Consider the following 18,622-nt stretch of genomic DNA (forward strand, 5'->3'; position numbering starts at 1 on the left):
TCGACGGGAGGAAGAGGGGACGAAGAGGACCGGGGGACGGCTCGCGCCATCCCCCGATCTGCTGAAAGGCGGCGCCTCAGGTCATGAACTGGGTCGCCTTGACGGCCTCGACCTTGCGAACCTCGATCTTCACTGGATCCACCTCCTTTCGGATGTCCTCGATCAAGGTCCTATCCGCGCCCATAAAATCCCCATATTGTCGCCATAAGGACGTCAAAAGTTTCATCGCGGGAGCTTCCGCACAGTGCATTCGGGAGGCGAAAGTGGACTTCGCCATCCTCGGACCCGTCCACGTCACCGACGCGGGACGGCCGGTGCGATTGGCGGCCAAGCCGCGCGCCGTGCTCAGCGTCCTCCTCCTCCACCCGGACGCCATCGTCTCCAGGGACCGGCTGATCGCGTCCGTCTGGGACGAGCCGCCCCGATCGGCCCTCGCCAACCTCCAGAACTACGTGTCCGTGCTGCGGCGGGCGGGCATCGAGGTGGAGCGGCAGGGGCCGGGCTACCGCCTGCGGCCCGAACCCGACCGGCTCGACCTCCTCGCCTTCGACGCCGCCGTACGGCGGGCGCGCCTGGAGTCGGCGCGCGGCGACCTGGCCAAGGCGCACCGGCTGTTCGCGCGCGCCCTGTCGCTGTGGCGCGGCCGGCCCGCCGAGGACGTGCCCCTGGCCGGGGTGGTCAACGCCCGCATCACCGAGCTGGAGGAGCGGCGGGAGAGCGCCCGGCTCGGCTGGATCGACGTGCGCCTGCGGTTCGGCCTGTACGACGAGCTCGTCGGCGAGCTGACCCCGCTGGTGGAGACCGCACCGCTCAGCGAGCGCCTGTGGCACCGGCTCATGGTGGCGCTGCACCGGGCGGGCCGGCGCGCCGAGGCGCTGGAGGCGTACCGGCGGGCGCGGTCCGTGCTCGTGGCTGAGCTGGGCGTGGAACCGGGGCAGGAGCTACGGGCGCTGCACGAGGCCATCCTGAACGACGCTCCCGTCGAACCCCCCGTCCTCTCGGGACCGATCCCGCCCGACGGCGCTTCCACCGGGTGGTCGGCGCCGATGCCGGCGGGCCCGGACGAGCACGCCCGCAGCGAACCGTGCGCGACATGCGCGACCTCGGCGACCTCCGCGCCGTCCCGGGACTCCGGGACCTCCGGACCGTCGGCGGGCTGTGGAGAGGCGTCGGCCCAGGAAACGGTCGTCGAAGGCGCATCGGCATTGGAGGCGGCCGCCGGAGGCGCATCCGCCCTGGGGACGGCCGCCGCCGAAGGAGCATCGGCTCTCGGACCGGCCGCCGAAGGGGCGTCGGCCCAGGAAACGGCCGCTGGAGGCGCGTCGGCCGCGGGTGAGCGGCCGCCGGGGGTTCCGCGCCAGGCCGGAGCCGCCGCGCAGGCCGAGACGGAGCGCCGGGAGCGGGCGTGGCAGGGCGTGTGCCTGCTCCCCGCGGACATCGCCGACTTCGTCGGCCGCGAGCCCGAGACGCGCGACATGATCGCCGCCCTGCGCCGCCCCCCGGAACGGGGTGGTACGGCGCCGGTGATCGTGGCGGTGTCCGGGCCACCGGGGGTCGGGAAGAGCACGCTGGCCGTGCACGCCGCCCACCTGGTCCGCGACCACTACCCCGACGGGCAGCTGTTCGTCCGGCTGGGCGGCGCGTCGCCGTCCCCGCGCGACCCCGCGGACCTGCTCGCCGAGCTGCTGCGGGCGCTCGGCGTGGACACCGCCGTCATGCCCGCCTCCACGGAGGAGCAGGCGGCGATGTACCGTGCCAGGCTCGCCGACCGCGCGGTCCTCGTGGTGCTCGACGACGCGGCCGGCGAGGCCCAGGTGGCGCCGCTGATCCCGGGGACGCCGAGGTCGGCGGTCGTCGTCACCTCCCGGGGGCCGCTGCCCACGCTGCCTGGCGCGGTGGCGCTCACCCTGGACGTGCCGCCGCCCGAGGACGCCCGCCACCTGCTCGCGGGCGTGGCGGGCGCCGACCGGGTGGAGAGCGACCCCGAGTCGGCGGAGGCCATCCTGCGCGCGTGCGGGCGGCTCCCGCTCGCGCTGCGCATCGCCGGGGCGCGGCTCGTGACCCGTCCCGCGTGGCCGCTGGCCGAGTTCGCCCGGCGGCTCACGGACACCTCGGCGTGCCTCAACGAGCTGCACTCGGGGCCGCTGGACGTGCGCACCACGTTCGCGATGAGCTACGCGACGCTGTCCGCGCCGGCCGGGCGGGCGTTCCGGCTGCTCGGGTCGGTCGCGGCCGACAGCGTGGCGGCGTGGGCCGTCGCCGCGCTGGCGGGCACGACCGCGCACGACGTCGACCGCGCGCTGGAGGAGCTCGCCGCCGCCGGCCTGATCACCGCGAGCGACGTCGACGCGGCGGCCCAGCCCCGCTACCGCATGCACGACCTGCTGCGGAGCTTCGCCTCCGAGCTCTTCGCCGCGGAGGAGGACGACGAGCGCCGGGAGGCGCTGCGCCGGGTGGCGGCCGAGGCGCGCGACCGGGTCACCGGCGCCGCCCGCGAGCTGCCCCTCGCCTTCGCCCCGCCGCCGCCCGGCGTCCCGGCGCGGACGCCGCCCTCGCCCTGGGACGGCGCCTGGCTGTCGGCGGAGCGTGGCCTGCTCGTCGCGGTCGTGGTGGCGGCGGCCCGCGCGGGCCTGGTGACGGCCTCGGCCGGCCTCGCTCACGCTCTGGCGCCGTTCCTCATCGTGCGCGGCTACCACGAGGACGCCGTGTCCATGCTCGACGTGGCGATCGGGGCGGCCGCGGCGGCGGGCGACGACCCCAACGAGACGCGCCTGCGGCTGCTGCGCGCCGACGCCGAGGTGGACCGCAGGCGCGCCCACACCGTCGCCGCCGAGTTCCGGCGCCTGCTGGAGCGCTGCGAGCGGGCGGACGACCTGCACTCGTCCGCGTACGCGCTGCTCGGGGTCGCCTCCACCCTGGAGGACGACCTGGGCTCCGCGCTGACCGCCGCCACCCAGGCGGCCGGCCTGTTCCTCGTGCTGGGCGACACGCACGGCCTGCTGAACGCCTGGTCCGAGGTCTCGGCGATCCAGCTCTACCTGGGCCGCTACGACGACGCCGCGATGATCTGCCGGCGCGCGCTGCCTCTCGCCGAGGGCGAGAGCATGGTCCACCGTGCCTGCTTCCTCCGTACGCTCGGCATCGCCTGCTTCGAGACCGGCCGGATCGAGGAGGCCGTCGGCCACTACCGCCTGAGCCTCGACCTCAGCCGGGAGCTGCGGTGGCATGACGGCGAGCGGATGGCGCTGCGCCGGCTGGCGGAGGCCGAGGGCGCGCTCGGCCGGTTCGACCGCGCCGCGCGCATGCTCGCCGAGTGCACGGAGATGTTCGCGCGCGCCGGTGACGTCCGCGGGGAGGCCCTGAGCGTGTACGCGATGGGCGAGGTCTGCCGGTGGCGCGGGAACGAGCGCGCGGCCCTCGACCACTTCACGGCCTGCGACGCGCTGCTCAGCCCGCGCAGCGAGCACGTCTGGTCCGCCCGCACCCGCGAGCAGATCGCCCGCTCCCGCGCCGCCCTCGGCCTGTGATCCGCGCGCCGAGTGCCGGTGAAACCGGGGCGAGGGCGCCGTGAAACCGGTGCTGCCGAGAGTGGGGCCATGAGCATCACAGAACTCGACCGCGCCGGCGGCGGCACCGCCACCGGCGGAACCGAGCCGGCCGTCCACGCAGAAGGGCTGGTCAAGGCGTTCGGCGAGCACCGTGCCGTGGACGGGATCGACCTGGACGTGCGCGCCGGGGAGATCTTCGGGGTCCTCGGGCCGAACGGCGCGGGCAAGACGACCATGCTGCGCATGCTGGCCACCCTGCTGAAGATCGACGCGGGTCGCGCCGAGATCTTCGGCGTGGACGTGGCCGGCAACCCGCACGTGATCCGGCAGCTGGTCGGCGTCACCGGACAGTACGCGTCGGTCGACGAGAACCTGACCGCCCGCGAGAACCTCTGGCTCTTCGGCCGGCTGCAGGGGATCGCCTCTCCGCGCGCCCGGCGGATCGCGACCGAGCTGCTCGGCCAGTTCGGCCTGGAGGAGGCGGCGAACAAGCCGATCTCGCAGTTCTCCGGCGGCATGCGCAGGCGCCTCGACCTGGCCGCCAGCCTGATCACCAGGCCGCCGCTGATCTTCCTCGACGAGCCGACCACCGGTCTCGACCCGCGCACCCGCGGCCAGATGTGGGACACCATCCGCGGCCTGGTCGCCGACGGCTGCACGGTGCTGCTGACCACCCAGTATCTCGACGAGGCCGACCAGCTCGCCGACCGGATCGCCGTCATCGACCACGGCCGCAAGGTGGCCGAGGGCACGCCCGACGAGCTGAAGACCGCGGTCGGCGACTCCACCCTCCAGGTGCTGCTCGCCGAGCCCCGCGAGGTGCCCGCCGCCGTGGACGTGGTCCGGCGCCTCCTCGGCTCCGACCCGGTGCTCAGCCCGGAGCAGGGCCGGCTCAACGTCGCCCTCGACCAGGCCGACCTGGCCGCCGACGTGCTGATCGCGCTGCGTACCGCCGGGATCTCGATCACGTCGGTGAACGTGGCCAAGCCCAGCCTGGACGAGGTGTTCCTGGCCCTGACCGGCCACGAGGCCGACGGCGACGACGAGGACGTGAAGGAGGTCACCCGATGAGCACCATGACCGTACGTGGGACCGTACGGGCCGCCGACCGGGTGTCGGCCGCCCGGCGGCGCGTCTCCATGGGGGAGACGCTGAGCCAGACGATGACGATGGCGTGGCGGGCGCTCAAGAAGATGGTCCGCAACCCGGAGCAGTTCGTCGACGTGGCGCTGCAGCCGATCCTGTTCACCGCGATGTTCGCGTTCATCTTCGGCGGCGCGATCGCCGGTGACGTGCAGAGCTACCTCCCGCTGATGATCCCCGGCATCCTCGCCCAGACCGTGCTGACGACCTGCATGGCCACCGGCACGCAGCTGCGCGAGGACATGGAGAAGGGGGTCTTCGACCGGTTCAAGTCGCTGCCGATCGCCCGGATCGCGCCGCTCGCCGGGCCGATGGTGGCCGACCTGCTGCGCTACACGATCGCGGCGACGCTGACCTTCGGCATGGGCCTCGCGATCGGCTATCGCCCCGGCGGGGGAGTGCTCGGCGTGCTCGGCGCGATCCTGCTGTCGGTCGTCACGGGCTGGTCGCTGGCGTGGGTCTTCACCTGGGTCGGCACGATCGCCCGGAGCGCCCAGGCCGTGCAGGGCATCTCCATGATGATCATGTTCCCGCTGACCTTCCTGTCGAACGCGTTCGTCCCCGTCGAGAGCCTGCCCGACTGGCTCGCGGCGTTCGTGCGGGTCAATCCGGTCTCACACCTGGTCACGGCCGCCCGCGACCTGGCCAACAGCACGCTCGTCACCAGCGAGGTGGCCTGGACGATGCTGGCCTGCCTGGTCGTCATCGTGATCTTCGCGCCGCTGGCCGTACGCAGTTACAAGCGGCACATGTGAGCCCGTGCCGCCCGCCTTCCCGGCCAGCCGCCGTGCCTCTCCGAGCAGGTCAGGGCCGCGCCGGTCGCCGTACTCCGCGCGTACGGCGGCGAGCGCGCCCGGCGCGGCCCGCTCGGCGTGCGGCTCGATCCGCTCGAAGGCCAGGCTGGGCGCGGCGCGGTTGTACGCGAACCGCTCGGCCAGCACCAGCAGCCTGACCGCGTCGTCCGGAGCCATGGCCCCGCGCAGCAGCCCCCAGCTCCCGAGCGCGAAGAGCAGGGAGCCGCACACCGGGTAGTCGAGCAGCGGGCTGCAGTCGACCAGCAGGTCGGAAGCCCGGGTCGTGGCGCAGAAGAGCTGCAGCTCCTCGCCGTACCGCAGGTCCGCCGGCCCCGCGTGGTGGGCGTGCGCCGTCAGGCAGACCGCCTCCGTGAGGACCACCCACGGCTCGAACCCCGTCAGCTCCACCCCCGGCATGCGCAGCTCGCGGGCGCGCTCGACGGCCCGGCGGTAGTGCCCGAGCGCGGCGGCCGCCTCGCCGCGCGCGAGGGCGAGTTCGGCGTCGCACAACGGGACGACCGCCAGCCCGCCCAGCACCGCCTCGCCGTCGTTGATCCGGTTGATCTCCACCAGCTCGGCCTCCGCGGTCGCGTAGTCGCCCTCGGCGAGCGCGGCGAACAGCACGATCGAGTGCAGCTGCGTCGCGTCGTCCGTGGCGCCGAGCCGCCTCATGACGGGAAGCGCGGTGCGCGCGTGGCCGACGGCGGAGCGGTGGTCGCCGAGCTGCATGAACAGCCCGGCCAGCTCGGTGTGCAGGATCGCCGCCGCCCACGGCCCGTCGGCCTCGTCCAGCAGCGCCAGCGCCCGCTCGGCCGCCGTGACCGCCCCCGCCAGGTCTCCCGCGTTCTCCAGGACGTGGACCATCATCTGACCGGCCGCCAGCACCACGTCACGATCGTCGCTCTCGCACAGCTTCTGGAGCGTCCCGTGCAGTCGGTCGCCCTGGGACGGGTCGCAGGCGAGCACCACCGTGACCATCGCGGTGATCCGGGGGTCCGTCGTGTCACGGTGGGGGAGCCTGCGGAGCAGGTCGCGCTGCGCCGTGTTGTGGCTGTCGTCGGCGACCATCGTGTTCATGAGCGCGATCAGCGCGGACGCCCGCGCCAGCTCCTCCAGCTCGGGCGGCGGCTGCCAGCCGGTCACCGCCTCGTCGAACGCGTCCCTGAGCGCGATGATCCTGAGGTGGTCGCCGCGGATGGACCACAGCGCGCCCACGCCCGCCAGCAGCTGCACCGCCGTGGCGGGGTCGGACTCGCCGAGCGCGCGGCGGAGCAGGTCGGCCAGGTTGATCTCCTCGGCCCGCAGCGCGTCGGCCGCCGCGTACTGGTCGGGGGTGAAGAGCATGGAGACGTTCGTCCAGGCGTACTCCGTCGCCCAGGCCAGCAGCGCGGCCCGCGCGGGCGCCTCCTCGCCGGCCTCCTCCAGCCGCATCCGGCCGAACTCCCTGACGGTCTCCAGCATCCGGTAGCGAAGGCCGTAGCGCGTCTCGCGGACGCTCAGCAGCGACTGCTCGGTCAGCGCGTGCACGGCGAGCAGCGCGTCGGGGCCCAGCACGTGCTCGGCGGCGGCCAGCGTGAACCCGTCGCCGAACAGCGACAGCCACCGCAGGGCCCGCCGCTCGGGCTCCTCCAGCAGGTTCCACGACCAGTCGATCACCGACAGCAGCGTCCTGTGCCGGTCGGGGGCGGTGCGGTTGCCGCCGCGCAGCAGGGCGAACCGGTCCGCCAGGCGCCGCGCGATCTCGTCCACCGACATCACCCGCACCTTGGCCGCGGCCAGCTCGATCGCGAGCGGCAGCCCGTCGAGGCGGGCGACGATCTCGCCGACCACCTCGTCGTCGATCCGCACGCCGGGCCTGGCCGCCGTGGCGCGCTGGCGGAACAGCTCCAGCGCGTCGCCGGCGTCCAGCTCGCCGAGGAGGTAGACCCGTTCGGCCGGGATCGACAAGGGGGCGCGGGAGGTGGTGAGCACCCGCAGATCGCGGGTGGTCGCGGTGAGGAAGGCCGCCAGGTCGGCGACGGCCTCGATCACGTGCTCGCAGTTGTCGAGGATCAGCAGCGAGGGCGCCTGGTCGAGGTGCTGGGCGATCCGGGCGCGGATGTCGGATCGCTGCTCGGGCGTCAGCGTACGGCGCCCGCTGACGGAGTCGCGCACCCCCAGGGCCGAGCCCACCTCGCCCACCACGCCCTCGGGCGAGGAGACGCCGACGAGCTCCACGAAGTGCGCGACGGGCTGGGCGGCGTTCCTGCCGACGACGTGGGCCAGCCGCGTCTTGCCCAGCCCGCCCGGGCCGATGACCGAGACGACCCGGCTGGTCTGCAGCAGCCCATGCACGGCGCGGATGTCGGCGTCGCGGCCGAGCAGCGAGGAGCCGTCGAACAGCAGGCCCGCGCGTACGGGCCGGTCCGCGGCGACCAGCCCGGCGTGCACGCGGGCGAGCTCCGGCCCCGGGTCGGCGCCGAGACGGTCGGCGAGGTCCGCGCGGTAGCGCGCGTAGCGCTCCAGCGCCGCGGCGGCGCCCCGTACGGCGGCTTCGCTGCGCAGCAGGCAGGCGAGCAGCTCCTCGTCGTGCGGACGCTCGGCCGCGGCCTCCTCCAGCAGCGGCAGCGCGCCCTCGTGATCGCCGCTCCTGGAGCGCGCGACGGCCGACAGGCGGCGCGCCTCGGCCAGCCGCCCGGCGGCGGCGGCCCGCAGGTCGGCCAGCGGCCCCGCGGAGGCTTCCAGCCCGCCGGCCGCGAGAGCCAGGGCCTCCTCGGCCCGGCGCAGCGCGAGGGCCACGTCGTCCTTGCCCAGCGCGGCCCGCGCCTGCTCGACCAGCGCGCCGAGCAGCAGCGCGTCGACCTGCTCGTCGGGAACCCCGAGCCGGTAGCCGCGCGCGGTGCGCACCACGGCGTCGGCGGAGGTCGCGGCCCGGGTGCGCGAGACGACCACCTGCAGCGCCTTGGTGGGATTGGCCGGCGCTCCGCCGGGCCACAGCTCCTCGACCAGGCGCTCGTCACCGGCTCCCGCCCGTCCGTGCATGGCGAGCACCGCCAGCAGGGTCTGCGGGCGATCGCCGATCACCCGCCCGCCTCGCCAGCGGACGCCGTCGAGCAGGATCAGCGCGGGGGCCACGTCACCCAGCTTACGGACGACTCGTACGATCTGGGCTATTGCCGGCCGACCCGCAGAACACCTTGACCGCCAGGCCCATGACCTCCTCGGTGGACGGGTTGCGCGTCGAGGGGTTGATCGACAGGGTCAGCGACCTGCCGGAGTCGGAGCGGAACGAGAACGTCAGGTAGCCGATCAGCTCGCCGCTGTGCCCCCACACCCGGCCGCACGGCAGCGTGTACGCCTGCAGCCCGAGCCCGTAGTCGAACCCGACCCCCGTCTTGACCGTCGTACGCATCGCCCGTAGGGACGACTCGCTGATCAGCTTGCCCCCGAGCAGCGCCGACATGAACCGCTCCAGGTCCGGTGCGGTCGAGATCATCTCTCCGGCCGCCCAGTCCAGCGAGGGGTTCATCCGGGTCGCGTCGACCAGTTCGGGCATCGGCTCGTACCCCTTGGCGTGCGGCGACGGCACCCCTGCCCGGTCGCCCGGCACCACCGTGTGGCGCAGCTTCAGCGGACGCAGGATGCGGCGGGTGACCTCCTCGCCGTAGGGATTGCCGGTCACCTTCTCCACCAGCAGCCCGAGCACCACGTAGTTGGTGTTGGAGTAGTGCCACGCGCCGTTGTCGGGAAGCTCCTTGGCGAAGGCCACCTTGAGCAGCTCGCGCGGCTCGTACGAGCGGAAGCGGGCCTTGCCCCGCCAGCGGTTGGTGGAGTAACCGGGCTCGCTCATGTAGTCGTACAGGTGACTGCTGTGGTCGAGGAGCGCGCGGACGGTGATCCGCTCGCCGCCGGGCACCAGGCCGGGCAGGTGCTCGTCGATGGGGTCGTCGAGCCGCACCTTGCCCTCGTCCACGAGCTGGAGCACCACGGTCGCGACGAACGTCTTGGTGACGCTGCCGATCCGGAAGTATCCGCCGGGCGAGGGCCGCCCGCCGCGCTCGATGTCGCGCACGCCCGCGGCGCCCGACCAGGTGTGGCCGTGGCCGTCGGAGACCCGCGCCAGGGCGGCCGTCGCCGCGCCGCCCGCCACGATCTTCTCCAGGTCGTCCCGTACGTCCACGCGTGCGTCCACGCCCTGGCCGCCCGCCGCCACAGCGGCCGCCACCAGCACGTTCATCATCGTCTGCATCATGGGCTCGACGCTACGGAGATCGGCTCCGCGGCGGAATGCGGTGCTCCGCCCACCTCACCTGCGGGAAACCACAGCCTTGAGAACCGCTCAGGAGCCCAGGTAGCGCAGCACGGCGAGGACCCGGCGGCTGTAGCCGGTGGTGTGCGACAGCGCGAGCTTGTCGAACAGGGCGTTGACGTGCTTCTCCACCGCGCTCTGCGACACGTGCAGGGACTGGGCGATCGAGGCGTTGGTCAGGCCCTGCGCCATGAGCTCCAGCACCTGGCGCTCGCGGGCGGTGAGCCGGCCCAGCGGGTCGGCGTGGGTGGTGCGGGCGAGGAGCTGGCGCACCACCTCGGGATCGAAGGCCGTCCCGCCCGCGCCCACCCGCTCCAGCGCGTCCAGGAAGTCGCCGACCTGGGCCACCCTGTCCTTGAGCAGGTAGCCGACGCCGTCGATGCTGCCGCTCATCAGCTCCGTCGCGTACTTCTTCTCGACGTACTGCGACAGCACCAGCACCTTGACCTCCGGCCAGCGCCGCCGGATCTCCAGGGCGGCGCGCAGGCCCTCGTCGGTGTGGGTGGGCGGCATCCGCACGTCGACCACCACCGCGTCGGGCCTGTCGCCGGTCACCGCCGCCAGCAGCGCGTCGGCGTCGCCCACCGCGGCCGGAACGTCGTGACCTTCCTCCTTCAGCAGCCGCACCAGGCCCTCGCGCAGCAGGGCGGAGTCCTCGGCCAGCATCACCCGCACGGCAGCTCCGCTTCTATCATGCTCGGCCCGCCGGGCGGGCTGGTCACGGTGAACCGGCCGTCCAGCGCGGCCACCCGCCGCGCCAGACCGGTCAGCCCGCCTCCGGTGGCATCGGCCCCGCCCATGCCGTCGTCCTCCACGCGCACGACGACCATGCTGCCCTGCCGGCGCACGTCCATGGTGACGAGGGTGGCCCGGGAGTGCTTGGCCGCGTTCGTCACCGCCTCGCTGGCCACGAAGTACGCGGCGGCCTCCACCGCCGCCGGTGGCCGCTCCGGCAGGTCGCAGGTCACCTTGACCGCGACCGCCGCCCGCTCGGCCACCCCGGCCAGCGCCTCCGGCAGCCCGTGCGCGTCCAGCCCCGACGGGTAGACCCGCCAGGCCACCTCGCGCAGCTCCACCAGCGCCTGCTGGGCCTGCTCGTGCAGCTGCTCCACCAGCTCGGGGCGGCCCCGGCGGGCGCGTCCCGCGAGCATGGACAGCGCCACCAGCCGCTGCTGCACGCCGTCGTGGAGGTCGCGCTCGATGCGCCGCCGTTCGGCGTCGACCGCCGCCACCACCCCGGCACGGCTCTCGGTCAGCTCGCTGATGCGCCGCCGGAGCGCCTCGGTCGGGTCGGGGGCGAGCAGGCGTACGGCGAGGCGCCGCTCCAGCGCGTCCACCCCCACCAGGCCGGACAGGTCCAGGAAGAGCAGGACGAGGCCGCCCAGGAGGAAGTAGGCCAGCAGCGGCAGGGTGGGCAGCATGCCGTCGAACGCCTCACCCCGGATCCACGACCAGAGCAGCCTGACCGCCACGCCGATGCCGATCACCAGCAGCAGCACCACCAGACCGCCCAGCAGCCCCACGGGCGCCCGGGCGGCCAGATAGCGCCGCTCGCCTCCCTCGCTCCGGCCCGGGAGGTCCAGCCGAAGCCGCCAGAGCTCCAGCGCCGTCAGCCGTCCGGCCGCGACCCGTACCGCCGGACGGTCCGCGAACGGCAGCGTCACCAGCACGAACAGCAGGCCCGCGAGGGCGGTGACCGCACCGGCGGTCACCGCCCCGACGAGCCGCAGCCCTCTGACCACGAGCCGCATGCCGGCTTGTGTGCCGCTCACCCCTGCCGCCGTTCCGTCATGTCTCCGAGATTAGGAATGTTCAGGTTATGTCGGCCATGGGGTGTACGGCCGGTTCAGGGGTGCGGGAAACCACAGCCCGTCAGATGTGGTCCCCGACGAGGGCGAGGCACTGGAAGACGGCCAGGCCGTACTGGGCGCTGGCGTTCGTCGACAGGTCCGCCTCGTCGACCGGGTTGAGCACGGCGGACCCCTCGACGCGCGTGGAGGCGAACGAGTGGTTCTCGGGGTAACCTGCGTGCCCGGTGCGCAGCTCCTGCCAGGCCCGCCTGGCCAGGGTCTCGTCGTTCAGCTGCGTGGCCGCGTAGGCGGTGGCCCGCGAGTAGGCCTGGCGGAGGTTGAGGTTGCCCCAGCTCGCTCCGGTGACCTCCTGCTGCTCCTCCTTGGTGGCGTTGTAGAGGCGGCAGAACTCCACCCACTTCGCCTTCACGGCCTCGTCGTCGATCAGGCCGAGCAGCTCGGTCATGACCTCGATCAGCCCGAAGACGGAGCTGAGGCTGCCGATGCTCACCGTCTTCTCCGTCATCGGCGCGAAGCGGCCGTCGGCCAGGTTGTACGTCACGTCGGCCTGCACCCAGCCGTTGGGCAGCGCGGCGATCGTGGTGGCGCCGTTGACCAGCTTCGTCCGCGCGATCGGGTCGCCGCCCCGCTCCCACTCCGCCAGCCAGGCCATGGCGAGGGCGCCCCAGTCGGTGGTCTGGCCGACTCCGAGCGCCTTCGGGTCGGGCTCGAACGCGCCGTCGCGCAGCTTGCGGATGGGGTCGAGCACGAGGAAGCTCCTGTCGGAGTCGACCAGGTCGTGCAGCACGTCGCCGATGCGCTCGTCGGCGGTCAGGAAGTAGTAGAAGCGCTTGTAGCCGGCGTTGCTGATGCGCACCTGCTTGGCGCTGTCGGCCCAGTGCATGATGCCGTGCCGGGTGCCCAGGCCGCGCCACTTGCCGATGTGGTACATGTCGACCTCGCTGGTGTGGCGGGTCATCGCCTCGGCGAAGCGGAACGCCTTGGCGTCCCCCGTGCGCAGGTAGTGGTACCAGAGCCAGAGATCCGTGGACAGCTCGGAGTTGTCCCACGCGTAGCCGCCCACGTCGTAGCGCCACACGTGCCGGTCGCCGTCGTAGGTGTGCATGATGTCGCCGTAGTCCCAGAAGCCGTACCACGAGCGCTGGTCGACCTGCTCGCGGTGGTACTTGTGCATGAGGTCAACGTTGTCCTCCAACGCGGCCTTCGCCGGGACCGAGCGGTCGACCGGCGCCCAGGAGCCGAACACCCCGGCCGCGTGGTTGTGCTGCGGCGGGCTGGCCAGCAGCGGCGGGGTGGCGTTGGCGGCGGCGAGCCCGGCGTAGCGCTCGGCCTCCGGGGTCGCCTCCAGTGCCCAGAAGGTCAGCTCGGTGGTGCGGGCGACGCCGTACGGGGTGCCGAAACCGGGCTCGTAGTCCTCGTACGTGATCTCCAGGGCGTCCAGCTGCTCGGGGTAGGTGTCCTGCCCCAAGCCGTCGTGGTAGAAGCGCAGGTCCATCGCGCCGGCCCGGGGCGACCACATCCACACCGTGGCCGTGGCCTCGTCGCCGGCCGCGCCGGTGATCTCCAGCTCGGTCGGGTGCAGCTGCCAGAAGTTCCGCATGCCGAACGCCAGCCCGCCGGTCGGGCCGCCCACGTAGGCGAGGCCGGAGGCGCGCCGGCCGCCGTCCACGCGGACCCACGAGTGGCCGTCCCCGGTGCGCTTGTGGATCTCGAAGCCGTGGGCGTTGAGCTGGCTCAGCCGGTAGTCGCCCCAGGCCGGGATCCAGTGCAGGCGCGTGGTGACGCGCTGGTCCCAGGTGGCCGGGTCGGGGGTGGCCCTGCCCTCGTACTGGGCCTGCCGGACGGCCTGGCCGGGGTCGCGCCGCAGGCCGGTGATGCCGCGCACGGCCTCGGCGAGCACGCCGTCGCCCTCGCCGGCGAACCGGATGTGCCGGTCGTGCGGCTCGCCGCGCATCGGCACCGTGAACTCGACGCCGAGACCGTTGATGAAGTCCTTGTTCTCGTTGCCGTCGAAGACGAAGCTGTGGACGACGCGGACGGCGTCCGAGCCGGCGTACAGGTAGAAGCGCACCGTGAACGGCAGCCACTCGCGCCGTCCCCTCCTGTGCTTGCCCTCCACCTTGACCACGGCCCGCACGGGGCCGTCCTGCTCGACCTTCACGGAGGAGACGCGGCCGGTGAACGACTCGCTCCTGCCGGGCTCCTCCGGCTTGTCCTGGCGGGAGGCGACCAGACGGCCGTCCTTGGCGATGACGGTCTCGCCCCGGGCGATGGACGTGATGACGTGCTCGCCGGAGCGCGGGAACACCACGGTGATCACGCCGGTGTCGACGGTGGTCTTCCCGCCCTCGCTCGTGACGGTGACGGGCGCCGACGGCTGGGCCGCCGTGCCGGCGCTCAGGCGGTACGTCTCGGCGCGCGGGCCGGCGGTGCTGACGGCGTGCGCGGTCCACTTCACCGACCCGTCCGGCCACCAGCCGATCGGCCACGACTGCACCGGCACCTGCGCGCCCGCGTCCGTGGTCAGAGAGAACTGCTGGTCGGGGGCGAACGCGCCGCGCGGCCAGGGCACGCCCCAGGTGGTGCCGCCGGTCAGCTCGGCGGGGGTGCCGCCGTCGACCCAGCGCAGCGGGACCGGGTCATGACCGCTCAGGCCGGCGAGCGTGGGCGCGGCCTGGGCGGCGGCCGGGCTGGCGCCGCGGACGGCCAGTGCGGCCGCGGCGGCCCCGGCGGTGGTGGTGAGCATGGTACGTCGGCTGATGTGAGCCACGATGAGAACTCCTCGCGAGCGAGAGGGAAAGCGCTTACCCAGGAGGGTCGGGAAATGCCGGGAGGTCAGCTTCCGGCGTAGGAGATGTCGGGACGGGGCGGCCGGGACATGCCGTCGCCCAGGTAGTAGTCGACGTGGTGGTCCTGCAGGTAGCCCTTGACGGTCATGTCGTTGCGGTAGGCCGGGTTGTGGGCCAGCGTGTAGAGCCGGGTGTCCGTCGGCCGGTCCGTGGTGAAGATGACCAGCTCGTCGTAGGTGGACGTGGTCATCACGACCTCCTCGCGCCAGTCGCCGAAGATGTCGCCGATCAGCGCCGGATACTGGGTGCCGCTGTTGGCAGCGCCGTAGTGCCAGGTGGTGACCAGCCGTGACACGCCCCCGGTGGCCGGGTCCCACTTCTCGATCTTGCCGTCGTTGAACAGCTCCATGCCGAGGTCGCCGTCCCAGAACACGCCGAGGTGCGGCCACGGCCCGGTGGCCTGGGTGAGCGTGTCGGTGCGCGCGTTGTAGACCCCGTCGAAGGACCACACCTCCATGCCCGGGTAGCGCGGGTCGATGTCGCCCGCCATGCCGCGCCCGACGTCGCCGACGCCGTCCCGGACGTGCTTCCAGAGCATGCCGCCGTCGCCGGCGGCGTAGTAGTACTCGCGCAGGCCGCTGGGGTTGTCCTGCTGCACGCCGTACCCCTCCAGGCCGGGCCGGCGGGGGTCCATGTCCGCGATGTGGAACCGGTCGCCGTGCACGACGCCCTGGCCGGCCAGCGAGTAGCGCAGCGTGCCGTCGCCGTTGAGCACGAACCCGATCTCGGCGATCTCGTCCTTGCCGTCCTGGTCCACGTCGATGATGCGGGTGTTGTGCCCGTCGGCGTGCGGCGCGTCGCCGCGCTTCCACTTCCACTGCCGGGTCAGGGCGCCGCCGTCGAAGCGCCAGGCGGTGTACATGAGGTTGAAGTCGCCGTCGTCCTGGCGGTTCTTCATGTACGCCACCAGGCTCGGCGTGACCCCGTCGAGGTAGCCGACGCCGAAGCGGGCGTACATCGGGCCGTCGGGCCGGTAGTCGGTGGGCACCTGGGCCGTGGCGCGGGCCGCTCCCGTGCGGCCGTCGAGGATGGCGATGTACTGGTGGATGTCGTCCTCATGGGTGAAGGTGGTCCCGTCGCCGAAGGTGACCCCGTTGGCGATCCGCACCGCGACCTCGGACCGGCCGTCGCCGTCGAGGTCGTAGACGGTGACGCCGTCCCAGTGGCCCACGTCGATGGTGGCCGGGCCGCCCTCGATGTTGTCCTGGTCCGTGCTGTTCCGGCCCATGTCCACCCGCCACAGGAACGTCCCGTCACCGCGGTAGGCCTCGATCGCCTGCGGGCTGGTCTGCCGGTCGACCACGTAGTCGTACTCGCCGTCCCCGTCCAGGTCGCCCACCCAGACGAACTTCACCGGCCCGCCGGGCCGCAGCGGGACGCGGACGACGGGCTCGGTGGCGTGGTTCGCGGTCAACGTGAACGCGGTGCTCGGCGGCTGCTCGGCGCCGTTGACCACCGGGCGGACGCGGTAGCTGTTGGACCTGCTCAGATCGGCCGTGGCGTCGGTGAAGTTCGTGCCGCCGGTCAGCACGGAGGAGTTGAGCCTGACGTACGAGCCGCCCGCGGTGGAGCGGTAGACGTTGAACCCGATGCCGTCCGGGTCCAGGCCCAGCAGCCGCCAGGAGACCAGGACGTCGGTGCCGCTGGAGCGCACCGCCACGACCCCGCGGCCGAGACGTTCCATCGGGCGTGCGGTCGCGAGCGCCGCTCCGGCGGAGGCCGGGGCGCTCGCGGCGGCGGGCGGCGCGACCAGCGCCGTGCAGGCGAGCAGGAGGGCCGAGGCGGTGACGGCGGCGCGATGCGGGGGTCGGCGTCGATGGGGCATGGGGAGTCTCCTTGTCACGTGGGGGGATCCGGTCGCCGGTCCCGAGGCCGGCGTGCCGGGGCGTGCTGTGCGGAGGAGAGATCTCGTTCGGATGTTTAACCGTTTACACAGCCGTCATGGGACCATGGACGAGGAATGAAGTCAAGGTTGACTCTTCGGATATGGCATGATTCCGTATGCGTTTACGGGTGGAGGGCCCGGCTTCGCGATCCACATGCGTGCGGCCGCGCACTCCTCCGCTGTGCAAGCGGTTACGTAGGTCTACAGGAGGTCGGATGCCGCGACGGGCCACGCCCGAGGACGACCGCCCTCGCCCCTCGACCATCCGCGACGTGGCCAGGCGTGCCGGGGTCTCGGTCGCCACCGTCTCCCGCGTCCTGACCGGCAGCCACCCGAGCGCGCCCGCCACGCGCAGCAAGGTCATGCGGGCGGTGCGGGAGCTCGACTACGTGGCCAACGCGCACGCCCGAGGGCTGGCGGGCGTGCGTCCCAAGAGCGTGGCGATCGTCGTCAACTCCGTCGTCTCCCCGCACTACGCCCACGTCGCCCAGGGCGTGCAGGACCAGGCCGTACGCGAAGGGCGGCTGTGCATCGTCGGCACCACCGGCGGCGACCCCGAGCGGGAACTGGCCACGGTCCAGCTCATGCGCGAGGAGCACGCCGAAGCCGTCATCCTGGTCGGCAACATCGTCGCCGACGGCGCCTACCGCGAACGCATGGCCGGCTACGCCCGCGCGCTCGCCCTGGCCGGCTCCCAGCTCGTGCTCTGCGGCCGGCCGCCGCTCGGCGACGACGTGCCGGCCATCGTGGTCCAGTACGACAACACCGGCGGCGCCCACGCCATCACCAGCCACCTGCTCTCGGCCGGCCACCGACGCATCCTGTTCCTGGGCCGCCGCGACGGCTACACCACCCCCGAGAGCCGCATCGCCGGCTACCGGCAGGCGCTGGCCGCCCACCGCGTCCCCCACGACCCGGCCCTGGAGGTCGAGGGCGCCATGAAACGCGACGAGGGCTACCGCATGATGCGCGAGCGCCTGGCCGACGGCCCGCGCGACTTCACCGCCGTCTTCGCCGTCAACGACGAGATCGCCGCCGGGGCGCGCCAGGCGCTGCGCGAGCAGGGCCTGCGCGTTCCCCGCGACGTCTCGCTGGCCGGCTTCGACGACCTCGCACCGGCCGCCGACATCGGCCTGACCACCGTGCACGTGCCGCACGAGGAACTGGGCCGCACCGCCGTACGCCTCGCGCTGGAGAGCGCGACGCCCGGCACCGCCCGGCACCTCACGCTCGGCACCCACATCGTCGTCCGCGACTCCGTCCAGCCCCACGTCGGCTGACGCGGAGGTTCGAGTCCGTCTCTACGTTCGGCTGAGGGCGAGGTTCGCCCGCCCGCGCGTCCGGCTGGCGGGGAGGTTCGCGTCAGTCGTCGAGGGTGGAGGGCGGCGTTCCCAGGGCGTCCAGGGCGGGCCAGAACTCGTCGGGGATCGGCGTCCTGAGCAGCTTGTCGAGCTGCGCGATCCGCTCGGGCCGGCCGACGCCGACCACCGTGGAGTGGACCAGCGGGCTGCGCAGCGAGAACCGGAGCGCGACGGCGGGGAGGTCGACGGACCAGCGCGCGCACAGCTCGCGGGCGCGCTCGACCCAGGCCAGCAGCTCTGGCGGGGCCTCGCGGTAGGCGTACCGGGTGCCGGTGCCGGCGAGCAGCCCGCCGCCGAACGGCGCGGCGTTGAAGACGCCCATGCCGCGCTCGGCCGCCTCCGCGATCAGGGGCTCGGCGCGCCGGTCGACGAGGGTGTAGCGGTTGTGGGTGAGCAGCACGTCGAAGGCGCCGCTGGTCACGTACCGGGTCATCAGCGGGAGGTCGCCGGCGGCGATGCCGATGGCGCCGACCAGGCCCTGCTCGCGCAGCTCCGTCATGCCCTCCACCGCCCCGCCGGGCGCGAAGGCCTCCTCGACGGTGATGGTGTAGGGGTCGTGCAGGTGCAGGAGCGGCAGCCGGTCCAGCCCGAGCCGCGCCGTGCTCTCCTCGAAGGACCGCCAGACGCGGTCCCGGTCGAAGCGCCCGGTTCCCGGCTCGGCGTCGGCCTTGGTGACGATGTGGTGGCCCGCCGGCAGCCCGTGCTCCGCGACGGCCCGCCCGAGGGCGGTCTCGCTGCGGCCTCCGGCGTAGTTGTTGGAGGTGTCGATGACCGCGTGCGGAGCCGCCAGCAGCGTGCGGGCGAGTTCCGCCGACTCCGGCGCCGGCGTGCCGTCCGGCTGGGCGGGGTTGCCGAGCGTCGAGGTGCCGAGGCTGATCGCGGTGACCGGAAGGCCGGTGCGGCCGAGGGGACGCGCGTGGTCGTCATGGGGGAAGGGCATGGC

10 protein-coding genes and 1 pseudogene are annotated in these 18,622 nt (G+C 73.4%); 4 read left to right on the forward strand and 7 right to left on the reverse strand.

Annotated elements, in window-relative coordinates:
• The first annotated feature begins 263 nt into the window (after positions 1 to 263).
• The 3 genes from FH608_RS07280 (at position 264) to FH608_RS07290 (ending at position 5,446) form a co-directional block, all read left to right on the forward strand.
• Complete coding sequence (locus tag FH608_RS07280; protein WP_193318279.1) at positions 264 to 3,527, forward strand: AfsR/SARP family transcriptional regulator; 3,264 nt, start codon at positions 264 to 266, stop codon at positions 3,525 to 3,527.
• Between the two features lie 69 nt (positions 3,528 to 3,596).
• Positions 3,597 to 4,619 carry an ATP-binding cassette domain-containing protein gene (locus tag FH608_RS07285; RefSeq protein ID WP_139629591.1) on the forward strand — a complete coding sequence of 341 codons (1,023 nt, stop codon included), beginning with the start codon at positions 3,597 to 3,599 and terminating at the stop codon, positions 4,617 to 4,619.
• Entirely contained in the window at positions 4,616 to 5,446 is an 831-nt protein-coding gene (locus tag FH608_RS07290) for an ABC transporter permease (RefSeq protein WP_139629592.1), read from the forward strand. The genes FH608_RS07285 and FH608_RS07290 overlap by 4 nt, the downstream gene beginning before the upstream one ends.
• Positions 5,447 to 7,135: 1,689 nt before the next feature.
• On the opposite strand, the pseudogene FH608_RS52475 reads toward FH608_RS07290, so the two are convergent.
• From FH608_RS52475 to FH608_RS07320, 6 genes and pseudogenes are all read right to left on the reverse strand, one after another.
• A pseudogene (locus FH608_RS52475) lies at positions 7,136 to 8,506 on the reverse strand (ATP-binding protein); the annotation flags it as partial.
• Between the two features lie 103 nt (positions 8,507 to 8,609).
• Positions 8,610 to 9,716 carry a serine hydrolase domain-containing protein gene (locus FH608_RS07300; protein ID WP_193318280.1) on the reverse strand — a complete coding sequence of 369 codons (1,107 nt, stop codon included), beginning with the start codon at positions 9,714 to 9,716 and terminating at the stop codon, positions 8,610 to 8,612.
• Between the two features lie 87 nt (positions 9,717 to 9,803).
• Positions 9,804 to 10,448 (reverse strand): response regulator, encoded by a 645-nt coding sequence (locus FH608_RS07305; RefSeq protein WP_139629593.1) that lies wholly within the window; start codon positions 10,446 to 10,448, stop codon positions 9,804 to 9,806.
• Entirely contained in the window at positions 10,439 to 11,524 is a 1,086-nt protein-coding gene (locus FH608_RS07310; protein WP_139629594.1) for a sensor histidine kinase, read from the reverse strand. Before FH608_RS07310 ends, FH608_RS07305 begins: the two co-directional genes overlap by 10 nt.
• 121 nt (positions 11,525 to 11,645) lie before the next feature.
• Positions 11,646 to 14,354, reverse strand: coding sequence for an exo-rhamnogalacturonan lyase family protein (locus FH608_RS07315; RefSeq protein WP_226899100.1), 2,709 nt, complete (start codon positions 14,352 to 14,354; stop codon positions 11,646 to 11,648).
• A 65-nt stretch (positions 14,355 to 14,419) separates the two neighbouring features.
• Positions 14,420 to 16,258, reverse strand: a complete 1,839-nt coding sequence (locus tag FH608_RS07320; protein WP_193318281.1) for a rhamnogalacturonan lyase family protein — start codon at positions 16,256 to 16,258, stop codon at positions 14,420 to 14,422.
• A gap of 275 nt (positions 16,259 to 16,533) precedes the next feature.
• Here FH608_RS07320 and FH608_RS07325 point away from each other — a divergent pair, with 275 nt between their 5' ends.
• On the forward strand, positions 16,534 to 17,598 hold the full coding sequence (locus tag FH608_RS07325; RefSeq protein WP_139629595.1) for a LacI family DNA-binding transcriptional regulator: 1,065 nt from the start codon (positions 16,534 to 16,536) through the stop codon (positions 17,596 to 17,598).
• Between the two features lie 82 nt (positions 17,599 to 17,680).
• Here the strand turns inward: FH608_RS07325 and FH608_RS07330 are convergent, their stop codons facing one another.
• Entirely contained in the window at positions 17,681 to 18,619 is a 939-nt protein-coding gene (locus FH608_RS07330; protein ID WP_139629596.1) for an aldo/keto reductase, read from the reverse strand.
• Positions 18,620 to 18,622 lie beyond the last annotated feature (3 nt).

The organism is Nonomuraea phyllanthi (assembly GCF_006334985.2).
Taxonomy (GTDB): Bacteria; Actinomycetota; Actinomycetes; order Streptosporangiales; family Streptosporangiaceae; genus Nonomuraea; species Nonomuraea phyllanthi.